The 23965-nt window shown below is 58.5% G+C and carries 27 protein-coding genes; 8 read left to right on the forward strand and 19 right to left on the reverse strand.

Translation table 11 applies throughout. The features are described from left to right. Positions 1-12: 12 nt before the first annotated feature. The 10 genes from J2Y86_RS17375 to tssA form a co-directional block, all read right to left on the reverse strand. On the reverse strand, positions 13-447 hold the full coding sequence (locus J2Y86_RS17375) for a hypothetical protein (RefSeq protein ID WP_301308944.1): 435 nt from the start codon (positions 445-447) through the stop codon (positions 13-15). 107 nt (positions 448-554) lie between these two features. After that, positions 555-1337: a hypothetical protein gene (locus J2Y86_RS17380; RefSeq protein ID WP_253433873.1), complete on the reverse strand. Its 783-nt coding sequence runs from the start codon at positions 1335-1337 to the stop codon at positions 555-557. Continuing rightward, positions 1330-1707, reverse strand: a complete 378-nt coding sequence (locus J2Y86_RS17385; protein ID WP_253433875.1) for a hypothetical protein — start codon at positions 1705-1707, stop codon at positions 1330-1332. Before J2Y86_RS17385 ends, J2Y86_RS17380 begins: the two co-directional genes overlap by 8 nt. A 43-nt stretch (positions 1708-1750) precedes the next feature. Continuing rightward, positions 1751-2137: a hypothetical protein gene (locus J2Y86_RS17390; RefSeq protein ID WP_253440347.1), complete on the reverse strand. Its 387-nt coding sequence runs from the start codon at positions 2135-2137 to the stop codon at positions 1751-1753. Further along, complete coding sequence (locus tag J2Y86_RS17395) at positions 2134-2985, reverse strand: hypothetical protein (protein ID WP_253433878.1); 852 nt, start codon at positions 2983-2985, stop codon at positions 2134-2136. The genes J2Y86_RS17390 and J2Y86_RS17395 overlap by 4 nt, the downstream gene beginning before the upstream one ends. A gap of 6 nt (positions 2986-2991) precedes the next feature. Then, positions 2992-3495: a PAAR domain-containing protein gene (locus J2Y86_RS17400; RefSeq protein WP_253433881.1), complete on the reverse strand. Its 504-nt coding sequence runs from the start codon at positions 3493-3495 to the stop codon at positions 2992-2994. A gap of 10 nt (positions 3496-3505) precedes the next feature. Further along, entirely contained in the window at positions 3506-3913 is a 408-nt protein-coding gene (gene tssE, locus J2Y86_RS17405; protein ID WP_214379859.1) for a type VI secretion system baseplate subunit TssE, read from the reverse strand. A 14-nt stretch (positions 3914-3927) separates the two neighbouring features. Beyond that, entirely contained in the window at positions 3928-5403 is a 1476-nt protein-coding gene (gene tssC, locus J2Y86_RS17410; RefSeq protein ID WP_017341541.1) for a type VI secretion system contractile sheath large subunit, read from the reverse strand. 25 nt (positions 5404-5428) lie between these two features. Next, positions 5429-5932, reverse strand: coding sequence for a type VI secretion system contractile sheath small subunit (gene tssB, locus J2Y86_RS17415; protein WP_010465292.1), 504 nt, complete (start codon positions 5930-5932; stop codon positions 5429-5431). 32 nt (positions 5933-5964) lie between these two features. After that, a complete protein-coding gene (tssA, locus tag J2Y86_RS17420; protein ID WP_253433896.1) occupies positions 5965-7521 on the reverse strand; it encodes a type VI secretion system protein TssA in 1557 nt (518 codons plus the stop codon). A 1093-nt stretch (positions 7522-8614) separates the two neighbouring features. Here tssA and J2Y86_RS17425 point away from each other — a divergent pair. The 3 genes from J2Y86_RS17425 to J2Y86_RS17435 all read left to right on the forward strand — a co-directional run bounded on the left by J2Y86_RS17425 (position 8615) and on the right by J2Y86_RS17435 (position 10429). Continuing rightward, the gene (locus J2Y86_RS17425) at positions 8615-8902 is read left to right on the forward strand and encodes a hypothetical protein (RefSeq protein WP_253433899.1); all 288 of its coding nucleotides are present in this window, start codon (positions 8615-8617) and stop codon (positions 8900-8902) included. Beyond that, positions 8881-9525: an Abi family protein gene (locus J2Y86_RS17430; RefSeq protein ID WP_253433902.1), complete on the forward strand. Its 645-nt coding sequence runs from the start codon at positions 8881-8883 to the stop codon at positions 9523-9525. The genes J2Y86_RS17425 and J2Y86_RS17430 overlap by 22 nt, the downstream gene beginning before the upstream one ends. Before the next feature lie 508 nt (positions 9526-10033). Then, the gene (locus J2Y86_RS17435) at positions 10034-10429 is read left to right on the forward strand and encodes a DUF6124 family protein (RefSeq protein ID WP_253433906.1); all 396 of its coding nucleotides are present in this window, start codon (positions 10034-10036) and stop codon (positions 10427-10429) included. 88 nt (positions 10430-10517) lie between these two features. Here J2Y86_RS17435 and J2Y86_RS17440 read toward each other — a convergent pair whose 3' ends face one another. From J2Y86_RS17440 to J2Y86_RS17450, 3 genes are all read right to left on the reverse strand, one after another. After that, a complete protein-coding gene (locus J2Y86_RS17440; RefSeq protein WP_003213368.1) occupies positions 10518-10793 on the reverse strand; it encodes an HU family DNA-binding protein in 276 nt (91 codons plus the stop codon). Between the two features lie 192 nt (positions 10794-10985). After that, positions 10986-12134 (reverse strand): NAD(P)/FAD-dependent oxidoreductase, encoded by a 1149-nt coding sequence (locus tag J2Y86_RS17445; RefSeq protein ID WP_253433909.1) that lies wholly within the window; start codon positions 12132-12134, stop codon positions 10986-10988. Positions 12135-12154: 20 nt separating this feature from the next. Continuing rightward, complete coding sequence (locus tag J2Y86_RS17450) at positions 12155-12322, reverse strand: rubredoxin (RefSeq protein ID WP_007954349.1); 168 nt, start codon at positions 12320-12322, stop codon at positions 12155-12157. 201 nt (positions 12323-12523) lie between these two features. On the opposite strand from J2Y86_RS17450, the gene J2Y86_RS17455 reads away from it, so the two are divergent. Together J2Y86_RS17455 and ubiA are read left to right on the forward strand one after the other, a co-directional pair. Next, a complete protein-coding gene (locus tag J2Y86_RS17455) occupies positions 12524-13075 on the forward strand; it encodes a chorismate--pyruvate lyase family protein (protein ID WP_253433912.1) in 552 nt (183 codons plus the stop codon). Next, positions 13075-13965: a 4-hydroxybenzoate octaprenyltransferase gene (gene ubiA / locus J2Y86_RS17460; RefSeq protein WP_253433915.1), complete on the forward strand. Its 891-nt coding sequence runs from the start codon at positions 13075-13077 to the stop codon at positions 13963-13965. The genes J2Y86_RS17455 and ubiA overlap by 1 nt, the downstream gene beginning before the upstream one ends. Before the next feature lie 70 nt (positions 13966-14035). On the opposite strand, the gene J2Y86_RS17465 is transcribed toward ubiA, so the two are convergent. Next, positions 14036-14422: a COG4315 family predicted lipoprotein gene (locus J2Y86_RS17465; RefSeq protein WP_253433918.1), complete on the reverse strand. Its 387-nt coding sequence runs from the start codon at positions 14420-14422 to the stop codon at positions 14036-14038. 153 nt (positions 14423-14575) lie between these two features. Between J2Y86_RS17465 and phoB the strand changes: the two genes are divergently transcribed. The 3 genes from phoB (at position 14576) to J2Y86_RS17480 (ending at position 18097) form a co-directional block, all read left to right on the forward strand. Beyond that, a complete protein-coding gene (gene phoB / locus J2Y86_RS17470) occupies positions 14576-15265 on the forward strand; it encodes a phosphate regulon transcriptional regulator PhoB (RefSeq protein WP_007896474.1) in 690 nt (229 codons plus the stop codon). Between the two features lie 45 nt (positions 15266-15310). Beyond that, complete coding sequence (phoR, locus tag J2Y86_RS17475) at positions 15311-16633, forward strand: phosphate regulon sensor histidine kinase PhoR (RefSeq protein WP_437180665.1); 1323 nt, start codon at positions 15311-15313, stop codon at positions 16631-16633. Positions 16634-16756: 123 nt separating this feature from the next. After that, positions 16757-18097: a hemolysin family protein gene (locus tag J2Y86_RS17480; protein ID WP_253433921.1), complete on the forward strand. Its 1341-nt coding sequence runs from the start codon at positions 16757-16759 to the stop codon at positions 18095-18097. Positions 18098-18212: 115 nt separating this feature from the next. Here J2Y86_RS17480 and J2Y86_RS17485 read toward each other — a convergent pair whose 3' ends face one another. The 5 genes from J2Y86_RS17485 to pstA all read right to left on the reverse strand — a co-directional run bounded on the left by J2Y86_RS17485 (position 18213) and on the right by pstA (position 23959). Further along, a complete protein-coding gene (locus J2Y86_RS17485) occupies positions 18213-19109 on the reverse strand; it encodes a peptidoglycan DD-metalloendopeptidase family protein (RefSeq protein WP_253433923.1) in 897 nt (298 codons plus the stop codon). Positions 19110-19340: 231 nt separating this feature from the next. Beyond that, positions 19341-20297, reverse strand: coding sequence for a response regulator (locus tag J2Y86_RS17490; RefSeq protein ID WP_253433926.1), 957 nt, complete (start codon positions 20295-20297; stop codon positions 19341-19343). A gap of 167 nt (positions 20298-20464) precedes the next feature. Continuing rightward, positions 20465-21226, reverse strand: a complete 762-nt coding sequence (gene phoU / locus J2Y86_RS17495) for a phosphate signaling complex protein PhoU (RefSeq protein WP_253433929.1) — start codon at positions 21224-21226, stop codon at positions 20465-20467. A gap of 71 nt (positions 21227-21297) precedes the next feature. After that, on the reverse strand, positions 21298-22131 hold the full coding sequence (pstB, locus tag J2Y86_RS17500; RefSeq protein WP_017341556.1) for a phosphate ABC transporter ATP-binding protein PstB: 834 nt from the start codon (positions 22129-22131) through the stop codon (positions 21298-21300). A 157-nt stretch (positions 22132-22288) separates the two neighbouring features. Next, positions 22289-23959: a phosphate ABC transporter permease PstA gene (gene pstA / locus J2Y86_RS17505; RefSeq protein WP_253433932.1), complete on the reverse strand. Its 1671-nt coding sequence runs from the start codon at positions 23957-23959 to the stop codon at positions 22289-22291. Positions 23960-23965: the final 6 nt, after the last annotated feature.

Here is a 23965-nt window from a genome sequence, read left to right on the forward strand (position 1 = left end):
TGGTAGTGGAACTCATGAAAAAACTGTCCTGTAGAGCGCGACTGTCAGACCGGCACAGACATAACCGGCAATCAGGAGGAACGGCACCAGCATGGTCCAGCCGTACGCCATGTAAGCCTCAGTACACGGCCCGGCGACCACACACCCCAGGCCATAAACCATCCATGGCACGGCGTAAAAGGGGATGAATTTCAAAGGCGCGAGCCAAACCATCCGAAGCGCTTGTTGCTCGTTTCGGTTCTTGGCCCCCCGGGACATCCACAACGAAAACCCCAACAACCCAGGAACGCCCCACCACAACAAATAATCCCAATAGATGTGGGATGAATCGAACGTCGAATACTCGCCAATCCACAGGTCATAGGAAGAAATCGCCAGTACCGCCAGCAATGGCCACCACAAGGCAGCCATGAAGAAACACAGTTGCGCGCGGCTAAGAATGGGCATCTCGTTCGATACGCCGATCACGGGCAACCCCCCCTCCTCGAAGACACGCGCATCAATTGCGTCATGGCGCGCACCATGTGCGTTTTTTATGCGAGGACTTCTGGCGATCAGGCGCATTCCGGCACCCACCAGTCTTCGTAGCCTTGCGTACCGGGATACAACACTGTCGAGCCGTTGAACTCGGGAGCAACCGCAAAAACTTCAGTCACCCGAAAATCCCATTCGGACGATTCGAGCAGCGCTCCGTCCGTGGTGTACACCCGAAAAAAGTACTCGCTGCTGAACAACCCGAACACTTGTCCGATCAATCCCAGCTTGTGATAGCCGGGCGCGTATGTGACGAGATAGCACTCGCCCGACTCGCTCGAGTGTCGCGCCAAGGCCTGCGCCGTTACGCCACCGAAAATTTTCAACCCAAGCACAACGGTGCAAACGCACACGCTGATCAGCGCCGTAATCAGCAGCAGACGCGGCGTTGCTCGACGGTTGTGAACCACCAACGTTTTCACCTCCGTGTGCCTGCGCCAGCGGGTGTAGGCAGTGTCGATGGCGTTGGTCAGCAGGATGGCGCAAACCGTCAAGCCACCCGTAAGTGCGCAATAGGCCAAACCACGGATGGGATACTGCGGCAGCAGATAAAACAGAATCGCCAGCATCATCAAAATCACCAGGCCAAACTGGATGGCCTGGCGCTGGATAAAGACCAGAACCAAATTCAGGGAAACGAAAAAATAGAAAATCAGGTACATCGCCATGCCGATGGCAACACCGCGCGAGGTCAGTCCGCCGACCAGTTGTTTATAGGCGGGAACGGCATAGCCATTCATGACGATATAAATCACACAGACCAGTGCATGCACGGCCAGACCAATGACGCGACGGCTATTCATGTGCAACTCCGGCCCAGGCTTTATCGGCGCTCAGGACCTGGCTTTGCTGAAGGTAAATAACGCCTTCGCCGGCGAAGAACATCACACTGTCGGCAGTCAATGGCTGGCTGTTTTGATCTCCGAACTTCAGCCAACCCTGATCCCACAATGACCCGTCATCATTGCGGACCTGCACGAAATAATAGGGCGGTTCAGATTTGCTGATTTCTACGAACTGGCCACCATCGGCACCACCACGCCATTTCGCATTCGGGTACTCGCTCAAAACGCGAGGCTCATCTTTCGAAAAGTCCATATAGGAAACGATCACCACCAATACCACGCTGGCGAGCACACCCATTGCCATGAGGAATCGCTGTAACCAGATCATTTCGACACAGTCCGGGCGAACGGCTGGGGACGCAAGAGACGTGTCATCTCGTGACTCTTCCGTAAGAGTTTCGAGAGAGCCATCGGTTGATTGTCAAACGCAGCACAAACGCCAATACGCTCATACTGGTAGTGAGACCACCATAGGCAAATGCTCGCACCGGGTTGTCTGGCAGGAAATAAAACAACACAACACTCAGCATTACTGCTATCACCAGCAACTTCAACATGACCTTTGGCATAAAGAAAACTATAAGGTTGGCAAAAATAAAAAAATAAAATGTCAGCTCTGCGGTGCCACCTATTGCAGCCCCCCTGTCTGTAAAGCCCACATGCGACTTGTAATAAACAACACCAATATCGTGCACATAGAAATACAAGACGCCGACAAGCAGGTAAATAACGGCACCAACGAGAACTTTCAAAATCACGCTTCCCATGTTTTGTATTTCGCCAACAGGCCTGCGTCAATCGACGTCTTGAGCCTTACATTAGAGGCTGGTTTGAACACTGTACTTGCGACTGTCGCACCGCCGATCCCGAATCTTTGACCGCTCATGGCTCTTTTCTCGAGCACCAGTTCAAAGTTCTCAGAAGTCCACAAACAGGCCCTGATGATTATGAAGTTGTCATAGACATTCTTACTGCCATCGTCGCTGCCGCCGAGCGTTCCGTCTGCCCAGTCCAGGCCGGTTTGGCCAGTCTGCCTGATCGCGGAATCAACCTCGTGGGTTTCCTCCCAATACTTTCGGAAGGTATCCACTGCGAATGGAATTTGCCCCAGTCCATCTGTCCAGTAAGGATCCCCTTCAACGAGACAAAGAAGATACTTGGCACCACCTTCAGGTTGTTTTTTCCAATCTCCGGGAAGATTTCTATAGTAAACAAGCGATGGCCTGTCCACGATTGCAAAATCAATAATCGATTGCCATGTATGCTGTCGATAAGCTCCATACACTTCCGACCCTTCTACATTACTTTCGGGGTTTACCCATAAACGCTCGCGATAGAAGCCGGCCAATGGTTCAAACCATTGAATCTTCTCGGCGTATAACTTTTCAGCGCTTAGGATTCGAAAAGGCTTATCACAGATATCTGGTTTTACAGCGAATAGAGGTACGCCATTAGAGCTAGTCACCAACCAAACTTCAGGGAGATTCAAAGTCCCCAGATCCGTATCGTTGCTGGCGGTCGTCTTATCATCAAGCCTTAATGCGGTAGCACCGTCTTCGGTAACAAAGGTATAAGGCACGCTGCCAATTTCAACAATCGTTTCCAAGATATATTACTCCGAAGTCACAAAAATCGAGACGGACTCAGGTTTCTGCCCCGTAGAGAAACAGGCAGACGTTCCAGCTACCGCGGTACCAAACTTCTCGATTCCACTTTCGGAAACTATTTTGTAATTCAGTCCCTCGACCGTTTTCCCACTGGCAGCTTTAAAGGCAAAAACACGATTGAATATTCCGGGGATAATCACAGGCAACGGCGGAACAAACGGCACCGGCGAATGCGAATTCCCGATAATCACCGTCCCCGAACCGGCAGTAACTTTGTTGCCATGGGTACCCACCGAATCAACCGTGGCGGCAGGTTTGCCGTTAATCAAAACCGTCGTCGCCAACCCGCCCGACATCGCACCACCACACGCCGAGGCATCGCCTTGGCGGGCGGCCGCGAGGCCGTCGAAGAACACATCGCCGGAACCGGCGGCGATCGGGTTGGTGCCGTGGCCGGGGAGCGGGCAAGCGGTGGGGTCGGTGACGCGTGCTGCGGGTTTGCCGGACATACGAATCTCCTTAGTTGACCTTCACTTGACCGCTGCCATCCAGGCGCGCGGCGAAACTGACCTGACGTTTGAAACCATCAACTTCCAGCAGGCCTTCGATGCTGAAGGACAGGCGAAGCTGATCGTGGTCACGCGGCAGGGAGATGACACGCACGTCGCTCAGGCGTGGCTCGTAGGCTTCGATGAAATTTTCGATGGCCAGACGGGCCTGACTCAGGGAGTCGTGCAGGCTCAGACGCATGTCATTGAGATCGGGTAGCCCGTAGTCGGACAGCGTTTGCACGCTGCCCGCACGGGTGCTGAGCATCTTGGCCAGATGGGCAGCCACGGACGCCATGGCGGAGACCTCGCGGCTCCAGCCGACGCGTTTGTCCGCGTCGCCACCCAGGCGTTCGAAAAGGCTGCCGTATCCAGTCATGAGTTAGGCTCCGCTTACTCTTTGTCCAGCTTGCCAACCAGCGACAGGGTGAAATCGGCACCCATGTACTTGAAGTGCGGGCGCACGTTCAGGCTGACGCGGTACCAGCCAGGCTCGCCTTCAACATCGCTGACGATGATCTGGGCAGCGCGCAGCGGACGACGGCCACGGACTTCAGCGCTCGGGTTTTCCTGGTCGGCCACGTACTGGCGGATCCACTTGTTCAGTTCCAGCTCGAGGTCGGTGCGTTCTTTCCACGAACCGAGTTGCTCGCGCTGCAGCACTTTCAAGTAGTGAGCCAGGCGGTTGACGATCATCATGTACGGCAGTTGGGTGCCGAGCTTGTAGTTCAGCTCTGCCGCCTTGCCTTCTGCGCTGATGCCGAAGAACTTCGGCTTCTGCACCGAGCTGGCGGAGAAGAACGCCGCGTTGTCGGAGCCTTTGCGCATGGTCAGGGAGATGAAACCTTCCTCGGCCAGTTCGTATTCACGACGGTCGGAAACCAGAACCTCGGTAGGAATCTTGGTTTCGATTTCGCCCATGCTTTCGAAGTGGTGCAACGGCAGGTCTTCAACCGCGCCACCGCTTTGCGGGCCGATGATGTTCGGGCACCAGCGGAATTTGGCGAAGCTGTCGGTCAGCTTGGTGCCGAACGCGTAGGCCGTGTTGCCCCACAGGTAGTGCTCGTGGCTGTTGGCGACGGTTTCCTTGTACACGAACGATTTGACCGGGTTTTCTTCCGGGTCGTACGGGTTACGCAGCAGGAAACGCGGCACAGTCAGGCCAACGTAGCGGGAGTCTTCCGACTGGCGGAAGCTCTGCCATTTGGCGAATTGCGGGCCTTCGAAGTGATCTTTCAGATCCTTCAGGTCCGGCAGGCCGGTGAAGCTTTCCAGGCCGAAGAATTTCGGGCCGGCCGCGGCAATGAACGGCGCGTGGGACATGCAGGCGACGCTGGACACGTACTGCATCAGTTTCACGTCCGGCGAGCTTGGGGACATGAAGTAGTTGGCGATGATCGCGCCCACAGGCTGACCACCGAACTGGCCGTATTCAGCGGTGTAGATGTGCTTGTACAGGCCAGCCTGCATCACTTCCGGCGAATCTTCGAAATCGTCCAGCAGGTCTTCTTTGGAGACGTTGAGGATTTCGATCTTGATGTTTTCGCGGAAGTTGGTGCGGTCGACCAGCAACTGCAGGCCACGCCACGACGATTCCAGGGACTGGAAGTCCGGGTGGTGAAGGATTTCGTCCATCTGACGGCTGAGCTTGGCATCGATCTCGGCAATCATGCGGTCAACCATGGCTTTCTTGACCGGCTCACCATTGTTCTGCGGCTTGAGCAGCTCTTCGATGAAGGCCGACACACCGCGCTTGGCGATGTCGTAGGCCTCGTCGTCCGGCGTCAGGCGGGTTTCGGCGATGATGCTGTCGAGAATGCTGTATTCGCCGTTCTCGTTACTTTTTTGCTGCGCTGCACTCGTGCTCATGTTGGCTTCCTTGGCTGATGGAGACTCAGGCGTCCTGGGCGGCGGCGTTCAGGCCCAGCTCACCCAGTACGCGACCGCGGGATTCGTCGTCGGCGAGAACGCCTTCGATGGCTTTGCGGAACGCAGGCGCGTTACCCAGCGGGCCTTTGAGGGCCACCAGCGCGTCGCGCAGTTCCATCAGTTTTTTCAGCTCCGGCACTTGCTCGACCAGCGAGGCCGGGTTGAAGTCCTTCATCGAGTTGACGCGCAGTTTCACGGCCAGTTCTTCAGTGTCACCTTCTTCCTGAAGACGGTTCGGTACGCTCAGTGTCAGGCTCAGCTCTTGCTTGGCCAGCACTTCGTCGAAGGTCATTTTGTCGATGCTGATCGGCTTGCGATCTTCGACTTTGCGTTCGTCCTTGCGGTGGGTGTAGTCACCGATTGCCAGTAGTTTCAACGGCAGTTCGATCTCTTCCTGGGCACCGCCGGTGGCAGGTTTGAAAGTGACGTTGATGCGTTCCTTGGGGGCTACCGAGCCTTCTTTGGCCATGGCTTTTCTCCTTGCGGTTGTGGCCCTGGGGCCTATTCGAGTACCACTTCGAGATCGAGGTGGCACAGCCTGCGATAAATCTCTTCCTTGCGTTCACGTACGGCATGGTTCTGCGGCAACAACTCGCAGCAGCTATGCAGTAAATGCAGCACTTCCAGCGCAAGATCGGGCTCCCAGGCGTTCAGGCCTGAGTCCTGTAATGTTTGGTCGAGGGTTTCAAGTTGGGTCTTGGCCAGTTCGTATTTCTTGGCCATGAAGCACAGCCGCGCGAGTGCGAACTGCCAGAAGAAACGCACGCGTCCGCCGTGGGCACTTTGCAGGCCCTGCTTGAGGATTTGCACGGCGGCCTTGAGGCCGTCCTTGCGCAGAATCGGCAAGACTTCTTCGAGCGCCAGTTCCCAGGCCGGCTGGGTGTCGGCGACTTCGACCTTGCGCGGCGCACTGGCGCTTTGCAGGTGTGGCATGACGTTGGCGCTGATCCAGGCGCGGGTGGCCGGATCGGCAAACGGCGCGCCGTCGTGGAAACGCAATTCGACGATGCCAGGCAGGCGCTGAACCAAAAGCGCGAAGTGGATTTCCACTTCGCGCATTGCCATGTCGGCGTTCAATGCCTGGAGACATTCCCAGACCATTCGCTGGCCATCGAACCAGAACGGCGCCTTCGCCAGGCTCGCCTCCAGTTCTACCAACAGGTCGGCGTATTTGCCCTGATCGTAACGGTCCTGGTAGGCCTTGAGCTTGTCGGCGGGCAAGCCGCGCAGCACGGTGATCTGTTCGGCGTTGCGCTCCGGGACGGCGTCGATGGGCAACCACAGCAAGGTGCGATTGAGGCGCAAGGCGCGCAGGTCGGTGGCTTTCTGCTTTAGCCACCAGGCGCACAACGGACGGGCGTTTTCCTGCTGGGCACGCAGGGCCTTGTGCGCTTCTTTTTCGTTGTCGATCGGCGCGCCGGGCGTTAGCAGTTGTGTCGCGACTTGTTTGACCTGCGCGACCGCAGCACCGACCACGCCGGGTTCCGGCTGGTTGTCGGCGGCGCGTTGCACCATGTTTTTCAGGCGGCGGGAGATCGGCAGCAGCAACGGTGCATCGTCACCCAGGTGCTCGGTGCACGCGGCATCGAGGCCTTCAAGGTGTTCGACCAGCCGACGGAACATCGGCAACTGCTCTTTGATCGCGATGTTTTCGGTCAGCACCTGCTCAAGACGCGGCACCAGCCAACTGATCGCAGCGGAGCGGGTACGGGCCTTGTTCGGGTGGACTTCGGCCCAGTGGCTTTCGCACAGGTAGTGCAGCAAACCGAGGCCGGCGAGCAGGCCTTGAAACGATTCGCGCTGGTACAGGGCCCAGGTCAGCCAGGCGCCGACGCGCAAATCCTTGGATTGGGTGCGCAGCAGATTTTCGCTGCTTTCACGGATTTTAAGCCAGTCGATCTGACCGCTTTCGTGCATGGACGAGGCTTTGGCCAGCTCGCTTTCCAATGACTCATATTCGCTCGAAAAGCGAACATCCTCGCCCGCGAAATTCTCTTTGGAAACAGAGGCTTTTGCGAGTTCGAGGTAATGAGCAGAAAGTTTGCTTGAGTAGGACATCCATGGCCTTTAGTTTGGATTACGGTCATACGCCCATTGGAGTTCCAATGTCGTGAGACAGAATCAAAGAGCTGCGATGAGTCTCATCCAATTGAGATCGTGCTCTTACAAAGTGGGCGCATCGTACTCACGATGATGGCCACTAGCAAGCATCCGATTAAACAATAAGACGAAGTGTCTCTATTACGCGTAGGAGAATTCCTTATATATCGCAAGGGATTCCCTGATATCAGTTTAATATTTCATCACCTGGCGTATCGAGCGGAAAGCACCGACTTAGAGCCTTCTCCGCCAATCACCCACGGTTGCTACCGATTGAATCGCAGCCACGCGTCTGAATCATGACAACAAAAAAAATTATTAAATGTAGGAGGCTTCCGAAAGGCGCTGTCATATTTCAGCAAAATGGACGCGACAACAGCCTGCCTGAAAAGTGCCATCAAAATGATGGCAGCTCAATCACATAACGAAGTTCCACAATGGAACTTTCGGTATCGTGGAAATTTCATACCGGTTTTAAGAAATACCTACATTTACGATGGTTAAACACCGCTAGATAGCGTTTGTTTAAAACACTTCAAGGTTACTTCCGGAGAACTACAACACTTTGCGTCGTTGCTTACGGCTACGCCAGAATCCGCCGGCTTGTGCGCCTTGGGGGCGGTCGGTAACTTTATTCGTGTCACTGATCGTCAGTGGCCGGGTTTAGCAGCCCGCGGTTGTTAGTGAGGTGCATAGCGTTTCCTTCAGTCAGTATTCATATCCCTGCACTTGATGGTGGCTGTGCCTGGGGCGCCCCCCCCCGGGCGCGCCGGTTTGCTAGCTCCCCGGTCTGCTAACCCGCGCACAGCCGCCACCCTTCGTTCAGCAGCGACGTGTGAACGGCTCCATTTCAGGAGTTAGCAAAATGTTGCACGCTCGTTTCACCTACCGTTTAGCTGCCGTTATCATTGCTTTTCCATTCCGATTGACCCTGTCGTCAAACACGAATAACCTTGAATTAACACACTCGCCACACGTCCTGCCCAACGGGTAGGGTCCTGCCTCAAAGCAGGCGTGCAAAAGGCGAGTTTTTTTTGCCTGGAGTTTGACCATGGCCAAGCCGGCTATCGCAGCAAAGCTCCCCTATGCGAAGACCGCGTTTACCCCCCAGGCATTGCTCGCCAAGCTGAAAATGCAAGGTCTGATCGTCAACGATGAGGCCATGGCCCTTAAATACATTGCGTATGTAGGTCATTTCCGTCTGAAGGGATATTGGTTTCAGCTGCAAGATCCAGCGACCAAAAGCTTCCTGCCGAACACAACGTTCGAACATATCGCTGAGGCTATGAGTGCGATCGGGAAATCCGCGCCATTATTATGGAGTCGGCGGAAAGGCTAGAGGTTGCGGTACGCACTGTGATCTGCAATCTGCTGAGCCTCAAGTACTCTCCACATTGGTATCTGAAAAACGAGATTTTTGCCCCGAAAGGACGTGTTGGCATCGGGCAAATGCTGTCGAAAATCGAGGGGGAGGTTGAACGTGCATCATCGCGACTGTACATAAAGGCTTACTACGACAGTTACGACGACCCCTACCTTCCCCCCAGTTGGGCCATGAGCGAATGCGTGACCTTGGGCACCTGGTCGAAAATTTTCGCAATGCTAAGAGATCCGGTTGATCGGAAAGTCATCTCGTCAAAATTCGGTATTACACAGGTAGAGGTTTTTGAAAGCTGGTTGCATGCATTAACAGTGCTTCGGAACATGGCAGCCCACCACGACCGATTCATCGATGTAAAAATTGGGGTTTCCCCAACCAACCTGAAGCTCAAAGGCATCAAATTCACCAATAACAAGACGGTCTACGCCTCGTTGACAGTGATTCATGTCTTGCTGAGTTCCATAGGATTTAACGGCACCTTCAAAGCGAGGCTTGCCTCAATGGAACAAAGGTATGGCTCCGCGCACTTCCAGCGCATGGGCTTTCCTGAGCTCTGGAAGACTGACGCCAAAGGCTGGTGATTACGGAGAGGGTCACCAGTTGAAGTAAACGAGTTCGTTCACCTCAACGAGCTAAAAAAGCAAAAGGATAAGCGCATGTCGGCACCTGCCAATGCCGCACAATCACCTTTGGAAGTTGGTAAGAAGCGCCAAGATTTTTGCTGGTTAAACACCGCCCAGCAGCGCTTGTTTAAACCGCCTCAAGGTTACGTCCTGCAAGCTACAACACCTTGCGTCGTTGCCTACGGCTACGCCAGAATCCGCCGGCTTGTGCGCCTTGGGGGCGGTCGGTAACTTGGTTCGTGTCACTGCTCATCAGTGATCGGGTTTAGTCGCTCGCTGGTAATTGAAGTTGCACAAGCTTCTGTCAGACAGGTATTTCCTACCTGCATTTGATGGTGGCTGTGCGTAGGGCACCTTCGGGTGCGCCGGCTTCTTCAATTCCCCGGTCCGACTAACCTGCGTACAGCTGCCACCCCTTCGTTTAGTCGGCGAAGTGTTGTCAGCATCACTCAAGGAATTGAAGACCATGTTCAAAGTCACACCCAACCCGCCAGACACCGACCCAATCTCCCCCTACGCAAGCCTCGACTCAAACAAACTCAACGAAGCCGCCGAACGCGCCCTCGACCATCACTTCCCGCGAACCGAACCCAAACCACCAAAGCGCAACGGCCAGCTCTTCGCTGTCTGCCCCGGCATCAACACCGAATCCCTCCTCGCCAACGCCTCGGAAGACCTGCTGTCCATCAGCGCCATCGCCGCCGACCTCGCAGACGATGTGGACGGCTCACGCCGCTCCGTAGCCCTGGCGCTCAGCCGCATGGCCGACGGCGTCCATTTGTTGGTGGAGCGAGCGTTGGATCATCTGGATGAACCCGAGATGGCAGCAATTTTCGCCCAGCAACAAAGCCGCATCAGCTAAACCGCACCCACAAAAAAATGGGCACCCAACCCAGTTGGCGTGCCCATTTCTTATTCCGCTCCCGCGCTACGCGGGAAGTCGGTCGGTGTTACGGATTGACACTGTCTTTCAACGATTTGCCTGGCTTGAATGCAACGGTGTTGCTGGCCTTGATTTTCACTGGCTCACCGGTTTGCGGGTTTTTGCCGGTGCGGGCTCCGCGGTGGCGTTGCAGGAAGGTGCCGAAGCCTACCAGCGTCACGCTGTCCTTGCGGTGCAGAGCGCCGGTGATTTCTTCGAGAACGGCGTTGAGTACGCGGTTGGCCTGCTCTTTGGTGAGATCTGCTTTTTCCGCGATGGCGGCGGCGAGTTCTGGTTTACGCATTAGTGAAGCCCCTTTGACGGTTTTTTGTTGTTATGTCCGTGCTGTTCTCGTTGGAACAGCGCCCAAAGCGCCGCAGGTGCTCTACTCTGCGGCAGACGGGAGTGAGAATGGCACGCACGGAAGAGCCGCGCCAGTCTCGGCGCGACGTTTGTAGGGGCAAAAGCGGGGTGATTCCGACAGAACGACCGGTATTTACGCCAGCAGCGGTGGAAGCTCTTTGTTCAGTGCGAGTTTTTCCATCACCGCCGTGCCTGTCAGGGCATAACCGAGCAGTTTTCCGCCGGCATCGCGGCATAAAACCTTGAGGTCAGCGCCCTGCCCTTCCACGGTCCAGACACCCTCCAGACCTCGTGGCGGCGGCGAAACCACCAACGGGCAAACCGGCGTTTTGACGGTGATCGGCATCGCGCCGTAGCTCACCGCTGTCGGGTTTCCGGCGAGGGTCTGTGCCAGCGCTCTCGCACAGCTCATGAGGGGCATGACGTACAACAGATTCAGCCCATCGACTTCGGCGCAGTCGCCCAATGCGTAGATATTGGCGTGAGAGGTTTTCAGGTGACGGTCGACCACCACGCCGCGATTGACCTGGACGCCGGCCGCAGCCGCCAGGTCGATGCGCGGACGCAGACCGATGGCTGACACCACCACGTCGCACGGGATGACCTGACCATCCGACAGATGCGCTTCCAATCCATCCTCAACACGCTGCAAGCGGTTGAGCACCGGCCCGAGGTGGAAACGTGCACCCAGGCTTTCCAGCCCGGCCTGGACCGCAGCGGCAGCCGCCGGGTGCAACAAGGTCGGCATGACCTGTTCGCACGGTGCAACCAGTTGCACCTCGTAACCGCCGAGGATCAGATCGTTGGCGAATTCACAGCCGATCAAGCCCGCACCGAGCAACAACACCCGACGCTTGCCGGCCGCTGCCGCGCGAAAACGTGCGTAGTCTTCGAGGTCGTTGATTGGGAACACGGCATCGGCCGCATCGCCTTCGATGGGCACGCGCACGGTTTCAGCGCCCCACGCCAGGATCAGGTCGCGGTAGATCACCGATTCTTCGCCGATCCACAGGCGCTTGTGGCCAGGGTCGATGCCGCTGATGCGCGTATGGGTGCGCACTTCGGCCTTCAGTTGCTCGGCCATCGCACCCGGTTCGGCCATGCTCAGGCCGTCGGCGTCTTTGTTTTTGCCGAAACCGGTGGAGAGCATCGGTTTGGAGTAAGAGCGCCCGTCATCGGCGGTAATCAGCAGCAGCGGGGTTTCGCTATCGAGTTTGCGAAACTCCCGGGCCAGGTTATAGCCAGCCAGCCCGGTGCCGACGATCACGACAGGTGCGTTCATTCCTTACTCCTCTAAAAGTCTTAGTTGATTTCGATCATTTCGAAATCCATCTTGCCGACACCGCAGTCCGGGCACAGCCAGTCTTCCGGCACGTCTTGCCACAGAGTGCCCGGCGCAATGCCGTCATCCGGCCAGCCGTCGGCTTCGTTATAGATCAGGCCGCAGACCACACATTGCCACTTTTTCATTCAGTTACTTCCTCAGGATTCAGGCTTATTGCCGGCGCGAACGGTCGATGGTTGCAGCGTTGCCGTCCGGCTCAGGGCGTTTTGTACTGATCGGGCCCGGCAGATGCAAGCCTGTTCGGCGCAATGGCGCGCCGGCTCAATCAAAATCGCCGAGTGACATGGTAAGCTCGCCGCCTCATTTGCTGCCAATAATGACTCACTGTGCCGCACTCAAAACCTCCCTTCTGGCTTCCCCAAAGCCGACTCGCGCCCCTCCCCGACGCTACTACCCTCGACTGGCTGTTCGACGAAGGCTCGCTGACCCGCCGGCTGATCCGTCTGTCGAATGACGGTTTCAGCGTCACGCCATTGTTCGAAGGCTGGCAACCGCTGCGCGCCGACGAATGTGCGGCGCTGGATCTGGCCGAAGGCAGCGAAGGCTGGGTGCGCGAGGTGTATTTGCGCGGCCACGGCGAAGCTTGGGTGTTTGCCCGCAGTGTGGCGGCGCGTAGCGCGTTGCAGGGCGACGGGTTGCACATGGACGAACTGGGTAGCCGCTCGCTGGGCGAGTTGCTGTTTTGCGATCAGGCATTTCAGCGTCGCGCCATCGAGGTTTGTCACTATCCTCAGGAATGGCTGCCGATGGAGTGCCGGGCACCCGAACTGTGGGGCCGTCGCTCGCGCTTCGACCGTGACGCCTTGAGCGTGCTGGTGGCCGAGATCTTCCTGCCGACCTTGTGGCTCGCCACTCGCGCCCACCCGGAGAACTGCTGATGTACCAGAGCCTGCTCAAGTCCCTGAACCGCTTGAACCCTCGGGCCTGGGATTTCATTCAGTTGACGCGCATGGACAAGCCGATCGGCATTTACCTGCTGCTGTGGCCGACGCTGTGGGCGCTATGGATTGCCGGTAAAGGTTCGCCGTCGCTGGCCAACGTGGTGATTTTTGTCCTGGGCGTGGTGCTCACCCGCGCCGGCGGCTGCGTGATCAACGACTGGGCGGACCGCAAGGTCGATGGCCATGTGAAGCGTACCGAACAGCGCCCGCTGCCGAGCGGCAAGATCAGCTCCAAAGAAGCTCTGGTGTTCTTTGCATTGCTGATGGGCGTGAGCTTCCTGCTGGTGTTGTGCACCAACGCGGCGACAGTCTGGCTGTCGTTCGGCGGCTTGGCGCTGGCCTTCACTTACCCGTTCATGAAGCGCTACACCTATTACCCGCAAGTGGTGCTGGGCGCGGCGTTTTCCTGGGGGATGCCGATGGCGTTCACCGCCGAAACCGGTGAACTGCCGGCGGCGGCGTGGTTGCTGTGGATCGCTAATCTGATGTGGACGGTGGGCTACGACACGTATTACGCGATGACGGATCGCGACGACGACTTGAAGATCGGTGTGAAATCCACGGCGATTCTGTTTGGCGAGGCGGACCGAGTGATCATTCTGACCCTGCAAGGGTTGGCACTGGGTTGCCTGTTGCTGGCCGGGTCGAAATTCGAGCTCGGTGGCTGGTTCCACTTGGGCTTGCTGGCGGCGGCGGGCTGTTTTGCGTGGGAGTTCTGGTACACACGCGGCAAGGACCGGATGCGTTGCTTCAAGGCGTTTTTGCACAACCACTGGGCGGGGTTGGCAATTTTTGTCGGGATCGTGCTGGATTACGGATTGCGTTGAGGCGGCTGACATCTTCGCGGGCAAGCCTCGCTCCTACAAGGGGAGAGCGAGGCTGCGGAGATTGAACTCGTTACATCTTCGGCCCTTGGAGGATGTGCCACTTGTCCATTTTCTTGTCGCCTGTCATGTCTCCTGGCTTCTTGTCTTGAACGAAGTAGTACAGCGGCTTGCCATCGAACGCCCACTGCATCGTGCCATCGTCACGCTTGATGACGGTCCACTTGCCTTCATCCTTATCGGCCGCGGTGGCTTTGAGCGGCGGCCAGTTTTCTGCGCACTTGCCGGTGCACGCCGACTTGCCGCCCGTGTCGTTGTCAAAGGTGTACAACGTCATGCCCTTGTGGTCGACCAACATGCCGTCTTTCACCATGCCCGGATCTGCGGCGAAGGCCATTGTCGGCAGCGTTAGCGCAGCAGTGACCAGCAGCGCCTTCCAGGATTGAGCGATGTGCTTCATGGAAACCTTCCTTTTGCGGTTGTCAGGATTCGGACTTAGAGCTTAGTTCAGGATCATGACAATCGCCGGGCGACTAAAATACTGTCACACGACTGCAATAATTCCGTTATCTAATGCGGCGCAAGACAGTTAAATGACAAGAGGATTAATGGCATGGTTGGCAGGAGCATTCTGATCGTCGACGACGAAGCGCCCATTCGCGAAATGATCGCCGTTGCGTTGGAAATGGCCGGCTATGACTGCCTGGAGGCCGAGAACTCGCAGCAGGCCCACGCCATCATTGTCGACCGCAAACCGGACCTGATCCTGCTCGACTGGATGCTGCCCGGCACCTCCGGCATCGAATTGGCCCGCCGCTTGAAGCGCGATGAGCTGACCGGGGACATCCCGATCATCATGCTCACCGCCAAGGGCGAAGAGGACAACAAGATCCAGGGCCTGGAAGTCGGCGCCGACGACTACATCACCAAACCCTTTTCCCCACGCGAACTGGTGGCGCGCCTGAAGGCTGTGCTGCGCCGTGCCGGCCCGACCGATGGCGAGGCACCGATCGAAGTCGGCGGCCTGCTGCTGGACCCGATCAGCCACCGCGTGACCATCGACGGCAAACCGGCCGAGATGGGCCCGACCGAATACCGCTTGCTGCAATTCTTCATGACCCACCAGGAACGCGCCTACACCCGTGGCCAGTTGCTGGATCAGGTCTGGGGCGGCAACGTGTATGTCGAAGAACGCACCGTCGATGTGCACATCCGTCGTCTGCGCAAAGCCCTCGGCGATGCCTACGAAAATCTGGTACAAACCGTGCGCGGCACCGGCTACCGCTTTTCTACCAAAGCCTGATCCGGACCTTTCCCGCCCGACAAGCTGACAAGGACGCGCGTTCAAGTGAACCAAAACTGGCATGGCACCCTGATTCGCCACATGCTGCTACTGGTCACCGCCTGCCTGGTGATCGGCCTGATCACCGGCTACTACGGCTGGAGCCTCGCCGCGGGCCTGGGCCTCTACCTGGCCTGGACCCTCAAGCAATTGCTGCGTCTGCACGAGTGGCTGCGCCTGCACAAACCCGATGAAGCACCGCCCGATGGCTATGGCCTGTGGGGCGAAGTGTTCGACAGCATCTACCACCTGCAACGCCGCGACCAACGCGTGCGCGGGCGCCTGCAAGCGGTGATCGACCGGGTCCAGGAATCCACCGCCGCGCTGAAAGACGCGGTGATCATGCTCGACACCGACGGCAACCTCGAATGGTGGAACCGCGCGGCGGAAACCCTGCTCGGTCTCAAGACGCCGCAGGACAGCGGCCAGCCAGTGACCAACCTGGTGCGCCATCCGCGCTTCAAGGAATACTTCGAGCAGGACAGCTACGCCGAGCCGCTGGAAATCCCTTCGCCGATCAACGATCGCCTGCGCATTCAGCTGTACATCACCCGCTACGGCAACAACGAACACTTGATGCTGGTGCGCGACGTGACGCGCATCCATCAGCTGGAGCAGATGCGCAAAGACTTTATCGCCAACGTCTCCCACGAACTTCGCACGCCGCTGACGGTGATCTGCGGCTACCTGGAAACCTTGCTCGACAATGTCGAGGACGTGAACCCGCGCTGGAGCCGCGCCTTGCAGCAAATGCAGCAACAAGGCGGGCGCATGCAGACGCTGCTCAACGACTTGCTGCTGCTGGCCAAACTGGAAGCCACCGATTACCCGTCGGACAACCAGCCCGTGCCCATCGACGGCTTGTTGCAATCGATCAAGGGCGACGCCCAGCAACTGTCCGGGCAGAAAAACCAGCGCATCACCCTCGAAGCCGACCCGACGATTCAGCTCAAGGGTAGCGAAGCGGAACTGCGCAGCGCGTTTTCCAACCTGGTGTTCAACGCGGTGAAGTACACCCCGGCCGAAGGCAATATCCGCATCCGCTGGTGGGGCGACGAGCAAGGCGCGCACCTGAGCGTGCAGGACTCCGGCATCGGCATCGACAGCAAACACCTGCCGCGCCTGACCGAACGTTTCTATCGCGTCGACTCCAGCCGCAACTCCAACACCGGTGGCACCGGGCTCGGGTTGGCGATCGTCAAACATGTGTTGCTGCGCCACCGCGCACGGATGGAAATCAGCAGCGTGCCGGGCCACGGCAGTACGTTTACCTGCCATTTCGCGCCGGCTCAGGTGACGAAAACCCGGGTTATCAGCACCGCGGATTGATACCGGCCAGCACTCGCCACTAGGCAATCGACAAGTCAGCCGCTACATTGGCTGACTTGTGCCTGCCTTTCAGGTGCACTTTTTTCTTTCCTTTCGAATACACGGAACCCGCAAAACTCCATCATGGACCCTTCCCCTGGCTTGACCCTCGCGACACTCTTCGCCGATTTCGGCATGATTCTTTTTGCTCTGATCCTGGTTTTGCTCAACGGCTTTTTCGTTGCGGCGGAATTTGCCATGGTCAAATTGCGCTCGACCCGGGTCGAGGCCATCGCTGAGAAAAACGGCTGGCGCGGACACATCCTGCGCACCGTTCACAGTCAGCTCGATGCCTACCTGTCGGCGTGCCAACTGGGTATCACCCTCGCCTCCCTCGGCCTCGGCTGGGTCGGTGAACCGGCGTTCGCGCACATCCTCGAACCGCTGCTGGAGGCCGTCGGCGTGCAGTCGGCCGAAGTGATCAAAGGCGTATCGTTCTTCGCTGCGTTCTTCGTGATTTCGTACCTGCACATCGTGGTCGGCGAGCTGGCCCCGAAATCCTGGGCCATCCGCAAACCCGAGCTGCTGTCGCTGTGGACCGCCGTGCCGTTGTACCTGTTCTATTGGGCGATGTACCCGGCGATTTATTTGCTCAACGCCAGTGCCAACACGATTCTGCGGATCGCCGGCCAGGGTGAGCCCGGCCCCCATCACGAGCACCATTACAGCCGTGAAGAACTGAAACTGATCCTGCACTCCAGCCGTGGCCAGGACCCGAGCGACCAAGGCATGCGCGTACTCGCCTCGGCCGTGGAGATGGGCGAGCTGGAAGTGGTCGACTGGGCCAACTCCCGCGAAGACCTGGTGACGCTGGAGTTCAACGCGCCGCTCAAGGAAATCCTGGCGATGTTCCGTCGCCACAAGTTCAGCCGTTATCCGGTGTACGACAGTGATCGCCAGGAGTTCGTCGGCCTGCTGCACATCAAGGACCTGTTGCTGGAACTGGCGGCGCTGGACCACATCCCCGAGTCGTTCAACCTGGCCGAACTGACCCGGCCGCTGGAGCGCGTGTCGCGGCACATGCCGCTGTCGCAGTTGCTGGAGCAGTTCCGCAAGGGCGGCTCGCACTTCGCCGTGGTTGAAGAAGCCGACGGCAACATCATCGGCTACCTGACCATGGAAGACGTGCTGGAAGTGCTGGTCGGCGACATTCAGGACGAACACCGCAAGGCCGAGCGCGGGATTCTCGCGTATCAACCGGGCAAGCTGCTCGTTCGCGGTGATACGCCGCTGTTCAAGGTTGAACGCCTGCTGGGCATTGACCTTGACCACATCGAAGCCGAAACCCTCGCCGGGCTGGTCTACGAAACCCTGAAACGGGTGCCGGAAGAGGAAGAAGTGCTGGAAGTCGAAGGCCTGCGGATCATCATCAAAAAGATGAAAGGGCCGAAGATCATTCTGGCCAAGGTGTTGATGCTCGACTAAATAGGCAGATCCGGAACCGAGTCGATCCCATCGCGGGCAAGCCCGCTCCCACAAGGACTAGCGCGGGACCTGTGGGAGCGGGCTTGCCCGCGATTGCGTCAGGTCAGGCAACCCATTATTGCTTGCCCAACGCAAAGTTGGGCAACGCTCCCACCGGTTGATTGAACTGGTACGGAATCGACACCAGCCCCAACCCTGTATTGCGCTGCACCACGAAATGCAGGTGCGGCCCGCTGCTGTTGCCGGTATTGCCCGACAGCGCCAGCGGACTCCCCACTGACACCCGTTGCCCTTCGCGAACGCTGACTGAGCCTTGCTTGAGGTGCAGGTACACGCCCATCGTCCCGTCATCGTGCAGCACGCGCACGAAATTGCCCGACGGATCGTTGCCGCGCCCGGTCTGGGCATTCTCGGTTTTCACCACCACCCCGCCTCGCGCCGCGATGATCGGCGTGCCGACGGGCATGGCGATGTCCATGGCGTAGCGATTCCTTGGGCCGAAGTGGCTGTACTGTCCATTGGCGCCCTGACTGAGCCGAAACGGTCCGCCACCCCAGGGGAACGGGTATCGATAGGCCATGGCAGCCCCTGAGGGGTCACCCAGGGAGTATTCAAACTTGGGGGTATACGCGAGCGGCATCTCCGCTTTCGTGGCCGTGAGCAGCGCCAGACGAATGCTGCTGCGGGCCGGCATGACCCGACGGATCGGCCGGCTCGGCGCACCGCTGACGTTCTGCAGCCCGGCGAAACTCAACTCGATCTCAACAGGCGCATACAGGTCATTGCGCACGTAGACGCTGTCCACGCCCTGCTTCTTCGTGATGACGAGGTACACCTGACGCTCAAGGTGCTCGACCATGCGATCGCGAAAAGTGAACACCCGGGATCCCTTCGTGGGGCGGTCGCTGTAGGAGACCACGCCATTGGCATCGGTGGATTTGTAGATGGTCATGGCCATGGCCAAGGTGGACGCCATGAACAGACCACAGAAAAACAGCAGGCGCGCGAGCATGGGCAGGATTCTGTCGAGTAAGGCCTGGGATTGAGCCTAGCAGCTGCAATGGACCCGGGTAGTCGGCAGATGTTTCAAAATGGGCAGGTCAGCGGATGTGTGGTGAATCTGATGGCCCCTTCGCGGGCAAGCCCGCTCCCACAGGTTTCGTGTCGGTCATATCATCGACGACAACCCAAATCCTGTGGGAGCGAGGCTTGCCCGCGATGGCGGACGGTCAGGCGACGAAGATTACGCGCCTGGAACGAAATGCTTCTGCGCTGTACCGCGTGCGATCAACCGGGAGATGTAATCCAGTTTCTGCGCGTCCTGGTCGACAAAGCGGAACGTCAGTTGCAGCCATTCGCTGTCGGGTTTCTGCTCGTGGGCGACGATGGCGTGCAGGTAACCGTTCAGGCGAGCGACTTCAGCGTTGTCGCCCTGCTCCAGATCGAGCACGGCGCTGTCGAGCACTTGCGGCAGGGCTTCGGTGCGTTTGACCACCAGCAGCGCTTCCTTGAGGCTCAAGGCTTTGATGACGCATTGCTGAATGCCGTTCGGCAGGCGCAATTGGCCCTGGCCACGGCCGCCGGTTGGCGCGGCAGAGGCAGCCGGCGCCTTCACCGGTGGGCTGTTGAGCAAGCCACGGGACGGCGCAGCAGCCGGAGCCGGTGCGGCGGCGACAGGTTTGGCAAACGGGTTGACCGCTGCCGGTGCCGCCGCAGGCGCGACCACCGGAGCCTTGCCGCCGGTCAATGCGCTCAACGAATCGTTACCAAAGGCCGAGTTCATTTTGGTCGGCGCGCTGTTCATCAAGGTGTCGAGCTTGCCGACCTTGTTCAGCGCCTGCTTGACCTTGGTCAGCAGTTGCTCGTTGGTGAACGGCTTGCTGACGTAGCCGGAAACACCGGCCTGGATCGCCTGGACGACGTTCTCTTTGTCGCCACGGCTGGTCACCATGACGAAGGGCATGGTCTTGAGGTTGTCCTGCTCGCGGCACCAGGTCAGCAATTCCAGGCCGGACATTTCCGGCATCTCCCAGTCGCACAGGACCAGGTCGAACGCTTCCCGGGCCAGCAAGGCCTGAGCCTTCTTGCCGTTGACCGCGTCTTCGATCCGGATGCCCGGGAAGTAGTTGCGCAGGCACTTCTTCACCAGGTCACGAATGAACGACGCATCGTCCACGACCAACACACTGACCTTACTCATCCATCACCCCTTTAAAAAATCCCGGCAAGCATACCGCTTTGCTGATGGCACATTGCCAAAAACCTTCAGTCACGCCGGGACTTTTCGTTCGCGGGTGCTGCTTCGAATTCGTAAACCCCTAAACAAAAACGCCCGGCCAAAAGGCCGGGCGCTTTACTTGGGCAATCTTACTTATCGTCAACTTCGCCCGGAACATTAGCGGTTTCACCACTTGTGCCTTCAACTTCTTCCTTCATGCGCTTGAGGCCCAGGTGACGCACATCGGTGCCGCGCACCAGGTAAATCACCAGCTCGGAGATATTGCGCGCGTGGTCGCCGATGCGCTCCAGCGAACGCAGCACCCAGATAATGCTCAGAACCCGCGAGATAGAGCGCGGGTCTTCCATCATGTAGGTGGCGAGTTCACGCAGGGCCGTCTTGTATTCGCGGTCGATGATCTTGTCGTACTGCGCCACCGACAACGCCAGGTCGGCGTCGAAGCGGGCAAACGCGTCCAGGGCGTCACGCACCATGTTGCGCACCTGGTCACCGATGTGGCGAACCTCGACGTAACCGCGCGGCGCTTCGCCTTCCTCGCACAACTGGATGGCGCGACGGGCGATCTTGGTCGATTCGTCGCCGATGCGCTCAAGGTCGATCACCGACTTGGAGATGCTGATGATCAGACGCAAGTCGGACGCTGCTGGCTGACGACGGGCCAGAATGCGCAGGCATTCTTCGTCGATGTTGCGTTCCATCTGGTTGATCTGGTCATCGATCTCGCGAACCTGCTGAGCCAGGCCGGAGTCGGCCTCGATCAGCGCGGTCACCGCGTCGTTGACCTGCTTCTCGACCAGCCCGCCCATGGCCAGGAGGTGGCTGCGCACTTCCTCGAGCTCAGCGTTGAACTGCGCGGAGATGTGATGGGTAAGGCCTTCTTTACTAATCATGTTGGCGTCCTTGGAGCGTCCGGTAAGGTGCGGTGGACCGCAGCGTCAGTTCAGTGAGCAACAACAGCTTCCTAGCCGTAGCGACCAGTGATGTAGTCTTCGGTCTGCTTCTTCGCCGGATTGGTGAACAGGGTATCGGTGTCGCCGAATTCCACCAGTTTGCCCATGTACATGAACGCCGTGTAGTCGGAAACCCGCGCGGCCTGTTGCATGTTGTGGGTCACGATGACGATGGTGAACTTCGATTTCAGTTCGTAGATCAGCTCTTCGACTTTCAACGTCGAGATCGGGTCGAGTGCCGAGCACGGTTCGTCGAGCAGCAGCACTTCCGGTTCCACGGCGATAGTGCGCGCGATCACCAGACGTTGTTGCTGACCACCGGACAGGCCGAGTGCCGACTCGTGCAGACGATCCTTCACTTCGTCCCACAGCGCCGCGCCTTTCAACGCCCACTCGACGGCTTCGTCGAGGATGCGCTTCTTGTTGATGCCCTGGATACGCAGACCGTAAACCACGTTCTCGTAGATGGTTTTCGGGAACGGGTTCGGCTTCTGGAACACCATGCCGACGCGACGGCGCAGCTCGGCCACGTCTTCGCCCTTGCGGTAGATGTTGTTGCCGTAGAGGTTGATTTCACCTTCCACGCGGCAACCGTCGACCAGGTCGTTCATGCGGTTGAAGGTACGCAGCAGCGTGGACTTGCCGCAGCCGGACGGACCGATGAAGGCGGTCACGCGCTGTTTCGGGATGTTCATGCTGACGTCGAACAGCGCTTGTTTGTCGCCGTAGAACAGGCTCAGGCCCGGCACTTCGATGGCCACGGTTTCCTGCGCCAGGCTCAGGCTCTGTTTGTCGCGGCCCAGGGCAGACATGTTGATGCCGTGGGTATGTGCTTCGTGCTGCATGGGAGGCTCCCTGTGCTGACAAATTCGGTTCGGTTGACCGCTGGCCTCACAGAAATGGGCCAGCGGTGTTGCCTTCTGTAGGAGCCAGGCTTGCCGGCGAAGGCGTCCTTGAAATCGCCTTCGCCGGCAAGCCTGGCTCCTACAGGGTCGGCAGTGATTAGCTATCCAGCGCTTTGTATTTCTCGCGCAGATGGTTCCGGATATAAACGGCCGACAGGTTCAATGTCGCGATCACCAGTACCAGCAACAGCGCCGTGGCGTACACCAGCGGTCGTGCGGCTTCGACGTTCGGGCTCTGGAAGCCGACGTCATAAATATGGAAGCCCAGGTGCATGATCTTCTGATCAAGGTGAAGGTACGGGTAGTTGCCATCCAGCGGCAGCGATGGCGCCAGTTTCACCACACCCACCAGCATCAGCGGCGCCACTTCGCCAGCGGCGCGAGCCACGGCGAGAATCATGCCGGTCATCATCGCCGGGCTGGCCATCGGCAGCACGATCTTCCACAAGGTTTCCGCCTTGGTTGCGCCGAGGGCCAACGAGCCTTCACGCACGGTGCGAGGAATCCGCGCCAGACCTTCTTCGGTGGCCACGATCACCACCGGCACCGCCAGCAGCGCCAGGGTCAGCGACGCCCAGAGCAGACCCGGCGTACCGAAGGTCGGTGCCGGCAGCGCTTCAGGGAAGAACAACCGGTCGACCGAGCCGCCCAGCACATAAACGAAGAAGCCCAGACCGAACACGCCGTAAACGATGGCCGGAACGCCCGCCAGGTTGTTCACGGCGATACGGATGATCCGGGTCAGCGCGTTCTGCTTGGCGTATTCACGCAGGTAAACCGCTGCCAGCACGCCGAACGGGGTCACGATCATCGCCATGATCAGGGTCATCATCACTGTGCCGAAGATGGCCGGGAAGATCCCGCCTTCGGTGTTCGCTTCACGCGGGTCGTCGCTGAGGAATTCCCAGACCTTGCTGAAGTAGAAACCGATCTTGGTCATCGTGCCCATGGCGTTCGGCTGATAGGCGTGAACCACCTTGCCGATGTCGATCACGATCTCTTTGCCGTTGGCATCGCGGGCCGTCAGGCTGTCGCGGTTGAACTGGGCGTGCAGGTCGGCAAGACGGGCTTCGATGTCCTGATAACGTGCGTTCAGCTCGGCGCGCTCGGACTCCATGTCCGCTTGCGCGGTGGCATCGAGCTTGCCGGCCAGTTCCAGTTTGCGACCGTGCAGACGGATGCGTTCGAGACCGGCGTTGATCGCGCCGATGTCGACTTTTTCCAGAGTCTTAAGCTGCGCAGCAAGCTGGTTGACGCGGGCAACACGGGCCTGCAACTCAGGCCACGCCGCCTCGCCTTCGGCGATGACTTTGCCGTCCTGTTTGACGTTGACCAGGTAGCCGTAGAAGTTGCCCCACTCGCGACGCTCGATGGCCATCAGCTCAGGCGGGGTTTTCTGGTTGGTCAGCCACTCGCCGACGATCCAGGTGAAGTCGTTGCCGTTCAAGTCACGGTTGCCGACCTTGATCAGCTCGCGGGTCATGAACTCCGGGCCTTCGTCAGGCACCGGCAGCCCGGCGCTTTTCAGGCGCGCGCGCGGCACTTCTTCTTTCTGCACCACTTCGCCGATGACCAGGTGATTGGCCTGGCCCGGCACGTCGTAGCTGGCGTGAATCAAGTCCGCCGGCCAGAAGTGACCCAGACCGCGCACGGCAATCACCGCCAGCAGGCCAATGGTCATGATGACCGCGATGGACACCGCGCCACCGCTGATCCAGACGCCGGGGGCGCCGCTCTTGAACCATCCATTCAGGGAGTTCTGTTTCACAGACTT

The organism is Pseudomonas migulae, assembly GCF_024169315.1.
GTDB lineage: Bacteria > Pseudomonadota > Gammaproteobacteria > Pseudomonadales > Pseudomonadaceae > Aquipseudomonas > Aquipseudomonas migulae_B.

Coding starts and splice junctions, on each gene's coding strand:
- J2Y86_RS17430 (WP_253433902.1), top strand. CDS start 8,881: ATGGAGTCGGCGGAAAGGCTAGAGGTTGCGGTACGCACTGTGATCTGC.
- J2Y86_RS17450 (WP_007954349.1), bottom strand. CDS start 12,322: ATGAAAAAGTGGCAATGTGTGGTCTGCGGCCTGATCTATAACGAAGCC.
- J2Y86_RS17375 (WP_301308944.1), bottom strand. CDS start 447: ATGCCCATTCTTAGCCGCGCGCAACTGTGTTTCTTCATGGCTGCCTTG.
- pstB (WP_017341556.1), bottom strand. CDS start 22,131: ATGCAGCACGAAGCACATACCCACGGCATCAACATGTCTGCCCTGGGC.
- tssE (WP_214379859.1), bottom strand. CDS start 3,913: ATGACTGGATACGGCAGCCTTTTCGAACGCCTGGGTGGCGACGCGGAC.
- J2Y86_RS17490 (WP_253433926.1), bottom strand. CDS start 20,297: ATGAGTAAGGTCAGTGTGTTGGTCGTGGACGATGCGTCGTTCATTCGT.
- ubiA (WP_253433915.1), top strand. CDS start 13,075: ATGTACCAGAGCCTGCTCAAGTCCCTGAACCGCTTGAACCCTCGGGCC.
- J2Y86_RS17440 (WP_003213368.1), bottom strand. CDS start 10,793: ATGCGTAAACCAGAACTCGCCGCCGCCATCGCGGAAAAAGCAGATCTC.
- tssC (WP_017341541.1), bottom strand. CDS start 5,403: ATGAGCACGAGTGCAGCGCAGCAAAAAAGTAACGAGAACGGCGAATAC.
- J2Y86_RS17380 (WP_253433873.1), bottom strand. CDS start 1,337: ATGAATAGCCGTCGCGTCATTGGTCTGGCCGTGCATGCACTGGTCTGT.
- J2Y86_RS17485 (WP_253433923.1), bottom strand. CDS start 19,109: ATGCTCGCGCGCCTGCTGTTTTTCTGTGGTCTGTTCATGGCGTCCACC.
- J2Y86_RS17425 (WP_253433899.1), top strand. CDS start 8,615: ATGGCCAAGCCGGCTATCGCAGCAAAGCTCCCCTATGCGAAGACCGCG.
- phoB (WP_007896474.1), top strand. CDS start 14,576: ATGGTTGGCAGGAGCATTCTGATCGTCGACGACGAAGCGCCCATTCGC.
- J2Y86_RS17480 (WP_253433921.1), top strand. CDS start 16,757: ATGGACCCTTCCCCTGGCTTGACCCTCGCGACACTCTTCGCCGATTTC.
- tssA (WP_253433896.1), bottom strand. CDS start 7,521: ATGTCCTACTCAAGCAAACTTTCTGCTCATTACCTCGAACTCGCAAAA.
- J2Y86_RS17465 (WP_253433918.1), bottom strand. CDS start 14,422: ATGAAGCACATCGCTCAATCCTGGAAGGCGCTGCTGGTCACTGCTGCG.
- phoU (WP_253433929.1), bottom strand. CDS start 21,226: ATGATTAGTAAAGAAGGCCTTACCCATCACATCTCCGCGCAGTTCAAC.
- J2Y86_RS17385 (WP_253433875.1), bottom strand. CDS start 1,707: ATGATCTGGTTACAGCGATTCCTCATGGCAATGGGTGTGCTCGCCAGC.
- J2Y86_RS17400 (WP_253433881.1), bottom strand. CDS start 3,495: ATGTCCGGCAAACCCGCAGCACGCGTCACCGACCCCACCGCTTGCCCG.
- J2Y86_RS17435 (WP_253433906.1), top strand. CDS start 10,034: ATGTTCAAAGTCACACCCAACCCGCCAGACACCGACCCAATCTCCCCC.
- J2Y86_RS17445 (WP_253433909.1), bottom strand. CDS start 12,134: ATGAACGCACCTGTCGTGATCGTCGGCACCGGGCTGGCTGGCTATAAC.
- tssB (WP_010465292.1), bottom strand. CDS start 5,932: ATGGCCAAAGAAGGCTCGGTAGCCCCCAAGGAACGCATCAACGTCACT.